This window comes from Microcystis sp. M090S1 (assembly GCF_020246295.1).
Taxonomy (GTDB): Bacteria; Cyanobacteriota; Cyanobacteriia; order Cyanobacteriales; family Microcystaceae; genus Microcystis; species Microcystis aeruginosa.
On the sequence record NZ_JADBTF010000106.1, the window covers coordinates 1 to 3,838 of the forward strand.

Annotated in this window: 2 protein-coding genes and 1 pseudogene; 2 read left to right on the plus strand and 1 reads right to left on the minus strand. The window is 35.9% G+C overall.

From position 1 onward, the window contains the following. Positions 1-128: 128 nt before the first annotated feature. A pseudogene (locus IM477_RS04905) lies at positions 129-2,777 on the plus strand (type IIG restriction enzyme/methyltransferase); the annotation flags it as partial. Between the two features lie 249 nt (positions 2,778-3,026). Here the strand turns inward: IM477_RS04905 and bioD are convergent. After that, complete coding sequence (bioD, locus tag IM477_RS04910) at positions 3,027-3,701, minus strand: dethiobiotin synthase (RefSeq protein ID WP_287730770.1); 675 nt, start codon at positions 3,699-3,701, stop codon at positions 3,027-3,029. 91 nt (positions 3,702-3,792) lie between these two features. On the opposite strand from bioD, the gene IM477_RS22920 reads away from it, so the two are divergent. Next, positions 3,793-3,838 (plus strand): helix-turn-helix domain-containing protein (locus IM477_RS22920; protein ID WP_353737100.1); only part of this gene is annotated, 46 nt, incomplete at its 3' end.

Consider the following 3,838-nt stretch of genomic DNA (forward strand, 5'->3'; position numbering starts at 1 on the left):
ATTAAAGCATATCTAAAGAGTTTTGAGTTAAAAGTTAAACTTCAAGTTTTCATTCAGGACGAATGTACTGGTTAACTAATTTTTTGGGAAAAATTAGTTAACCCATCATTATAACATATAATTAATTTGCAAGAGTTCTAAATAAGCGCGAGGCTAAGGTTAAAACGATTTTTGCTCATGTACCTTATTTAAATAGTTCGCTATTTGAACCAACGGAGACGGAACAGCAAACGATTTTTATTGGCAATTTGCGGGAGCGAACTTTACCCATTTTTACAGCGACGGTGCTAAAAGATAATCAGGGTAATAAGCGAGTAGGTGAGTTAAATGCGTTGGCTTATTTGTTTGAGTTTTTGGATGCTTATAAATTCGATCGAGATGAGTTAGAAAATCCTCAAGAAGATAGCGAAAAGTTAATTAATGCTTCGGTGTTGGGGTTAATCTTTGAAAAGATTAATGGTTATAAAGATGGTTCTTTTTATACACCGAGTTTTATTACCATGTATATGTGTCGGGAAACGATACGAAGAGCGATCGTGCAGAAGTTTAATGAAGTAAAAGGCTGGAATTGTCAAAGTTTGGATAATTTATATGAACGAATTGAGGACAAAAGAGAGGCAAATGTTATTATTAATAGCCTGAAGATTTGCGATCCGGCGGTGGGTTCGGGACATTTTTTAGTTTCAGCTTTGAATGAGATAATTGCGATTAAGAGTGAGTTACGGGTTTTATTAGATACTTCGGGTAAGTCGCTAAAAGATTATCGGGTAGAGGTGCGAAACGATAAGTTATTGGTTTATGATGATGAGGGGACTTTATTTGCTTATCATCCGAATAATAAAGAAAAGCAACGGGTACAGCAAGCCTTATTTCATGAGAAGCAAACGATTATTGAAGGGTGTTTATTTGGGGTGGATATTAACCCTAATTCCGTGACGATTTGTCGCTTGCGGTTATGGATTGAGCTTTTAAAAAATGCTTATTATCGCGAGGATGGCAATTTAGAAACTTTGCCAAATATTGATATTAATATCAAGTGTGGTAATTCTTTGATTAGTCGCTTTGCTTTGGATGTGGATGTTAAACAGGTTTTACAGAAGCAGAAGTTTAGTATTGAGGAATATCGCAATGCGGTACAGACTTATCGCAATGCGGAAAATAAGGAACAAAAGCAGCAGATGGAAACGCTGATTGCTAAGATTAAGGCTGGTTTTAGTGCTAATTTATTAATTGGTAATCCTAAGAAGGTGAAGTTACGTCAATTACAAGGGGAACTTTATAATCTGGAAAATCAGGGTTTATTGTTTGAGGAGACTAAGACGGAGCAAAAAGCGCGGGAGAAAAAAGTAACTAAGTTAAATAATGAGATTGATAAGCTAACTGCTGAAATTGCAGATATTGAAAGCGGTAAGCTGTATAAGAATGCTTTGGAATGGCGGTTTGAGTTTCCTGAAGTGTTGAATGATAACGGAGATTTTGTTGGGTTTGATGTTGTAATTGGTAATCCTCCTTATGGCGTAGATTTTTCAACCCAAGAAAAAGAGTTTTTAAAGAAATATTATGATCGAATTCATGTCCGAACTCCAGAGTCTTTTAATTATTTTTCTTACAGATATCAAGAACTTACAGGTAAGCAATCTTTGTGTTCACTAATAATTCCCTCTAGTTTTTTAAATCAAATTGAATTTGAAAAAAGTAGAGAATTAATACTAAGTAATTACAGTCTTATCTTAGACATTAATCTTGGGGATGGAGTATTTGAAGATGTTACAACTCCTACCTGCATCATTAGTTTTTCTAAAAAAATATTAAACAACTCAACTCTATATGCAGATCTATCAGATGTGGAAAGAGATAAATTACCAGTTGAGCTAGATAAAATCAATAATCTCATTGATCAATCCAATCTTGTTTCTAATCAAGCTTATAGCTTTGTTTTTAAAAATCATCATCAATTAATTGAAAAATGTTATTCAGGTAATCTAACTCTTAAAGATATTGCTGAAGATGTAGCTACTGGAATTAGTCCCGGACTTGCAGATGCTTTTATACTTAAATCAGATGAAGCTGAAAGTAAGAAATTAGAAAAAGATATAATTAAAAAACTAATAATTGGAGGAGAAATAAACTCTTATTGTTTACAGCCTAAATCAGAGAAAGTCATAATTTATTTTTCTTCGGACTTAGATGTTAAAAATTATCCCAATATTATTAAACATTTAAGCTTATACAAAGAAAAACTAGACAATAGAGTAGAAACTAAAAGTGGTGTTATCCCTTACTATGTAATGTTAAGACCTAGGCGCAAAAAATTATTTACTGAGCCTAAAATTTTAATTCGACAAACTGCGAATAGAATCATTGCTGCTTACGACGAAGATCAATGGTATTGCCTTAAAAGTGGAATAATAGTTCAGTTGCCAAATAAATCAGAAGTGCAATATTTATATTTATTGGCTGTTCTCAACTCTAAATTGATGAATTTTTTATATAGTGATTTAGTTAATGAAGATGTGAGAATATTTCCAGAAGTAAAGCCAGTACAATTATTTAAACTTCCAATTGTAGTTCCTAAAAGACAAATACAAATAGCATTAGAAAAAATTGTTAATAAAATTCTCACCGCAAAAAAAGACGATCCTAACGCTAACACAAGCGAATTAGAAAAGCAGATTGATCATTTAGTTTACAAACTCTATCAACTCACCTATAATGAAGTAAAAATCATTGATCCAGAATTTGCCCTAACAGAACAAGAATATCTGGACTTACCCTAATTTATTCCCTTACACCCCCGATGTCGTGTAGGGTTGATTCATGAATCAACCCTACTATGAATTAACCCTACGATGAATCAACCCTACTATGAATCAACCCTACTATGAATTAACCCTACCCTTACCCCCCCGATGTCCTGTAGGGCTAATTCATGAATTAGCCCTACAATGGGTGTTGTCAAATTGAAAGATGCTGGGAATCAGCTTTGCCTTTTGCCTTGTGCCTTTTGCCTCGTCTCAACAAGCAATTTAAATGCTTGACAGCTTAATTTCTGGCCAACTAGCTACCACCGAGGCCAATTTATCCAAATCCCGACGATCTTCGATAAAGGGAAAAACACCTAAAACCGGACAATTAGTCAAGGATTGAATTAAATCGATCGGTGTTAACTGCTCTATTTCCGTCTCCGTGCGCGGTTCGAGACAATTAAGGATAATTCCGCCCAAATTGACCTTTTTTTGCTCTGCTAGGGCAATATTAGCCACCGTTTGGGAAATCGCTCCCAATTTCACCGGCACCACTAAAAGGGTTTTTAACCGCCATTGAGCCGCTAAATCCGCCAAAGTTAGCTCGTGAGTGACAGGACAACCTAAACCCCCCAAACCCTCAATTAAAACCAAATCTTGGCTTTTTTGTAGGTTCAGCAGAGCTTGCCACACTGTCCCTAAAGGAATATCTCGACCTTCCAAATCAGCAGCCACAGGAGGCGCTAAGGGTGCTTGATATTGCAGCGGTGTGATCATTTCTAATTGACCCTGAAATAAGCCCTCATACCATTCTCGATCGCCTTGACCCGTTTGCATTAATTTCATCAGCCCCAAGGCCTTGGATGGATAGTATTTTTGCCAATAAGCCACTAAAGCAGTGGTGACAACGGTTTTACCCGCATCGGTATCCGTAGCCGTAATCAAAAGACTATTCATCGAAAATTTTGGGTCTGAAACCCCGTCGTTCTACGACGGCTTTACTGTTAAATATTAGCACATTTACGAAATATATGCTAAAATGTGAGGTATGGAAAAAGCCTACTCGTTCCGATTTTACCCCACACCCGAACAAG

What these genes read in the sequence shown, in the direction of transcription:
- bioD (WP_287730770.1), bottom strand. Translation starts at nt 3,701, where the DNA reads ATGAATAGTCTTTTGATTACGGCTACGGATACCGATGCGGGTAAAACC.